Genomic DNA, 723 nt, shown 5'->3' with positions numbered 1-723 from the left:
AGTGACCTTAAGGACTCACCAGCAAGCATCCCAAATTTGAACTGTTTGAGTATTTTCTGRAATGTGAAAGCTTGGGGTATGGTGCAAGATTATAGTGGTAAACAAAACAGACGCTTTGAGGTTGAGATTGTCGGTTCTGTTGAAAATAACACACTGACTCTCGTTGAAGATTTTGTTTTTGACGATGGTGAGATTGATCAGCGCATTTGGCGGATTACCCGATTGGCCGATGGTCGCTATCAAGGTGAAGCTGACGACATCATTGGCGTCGCTGAGGGAATGGAACTGGGTAATGCACTGCAATGGCGCTATGATTTTGAACTGCAAATCGATGGTTCAAGCTTGACGGTGTCGTTTGATGATTGGCTTTATCGCCAAGATGAAAAGCATGTGTTTAATCTAACCAAGATTAAGAAGTTTGGCGTAGAGGTAGGGACGATTACGTTGTTTTTCCAGAGGCAATAAAACAGTTAGGAATGCTGCGCTCCGAGATTCGGGAACGCTTCGCTCTAAGAGTCGAGCCTTATCTCTTCGCGCTCAAAACGAAGGTTGACGCTTTCACGTCAACCCTAAAATAATTCGATTCTCGATTCTCGATTCTCGATTCTCGATTCTCGATTCTCGATTCTCTTACAGCTTGTCTGTCAGCTCGATAGCTTGACCGATGTAGTTCGCTGGCGTCATCTCTTTTAGACGTGCTTTTTCGTGTTCAGGAAGCTCAAG

1 protein-coding gene is annotated in these 723 nt (G+C 44.5%); it reads left to right on the top strand.

The features are described from left to right. Window positions 1-465 (top strand): DUF3833 domain-containing protein (locus tag CIK04_RS23325; protein WP_325205742.1); only part of this gene is annotated, 465 nt, incomplete at its 5' end. Window positions 466-723: the final 258 nt, after the last annotated feature.

The organism is Vibrio sp. 03_296 (assembly GCF_002265885.1).
This window is presented reverse-complemented; position numbering and strand designations above follow the sequence as displayed.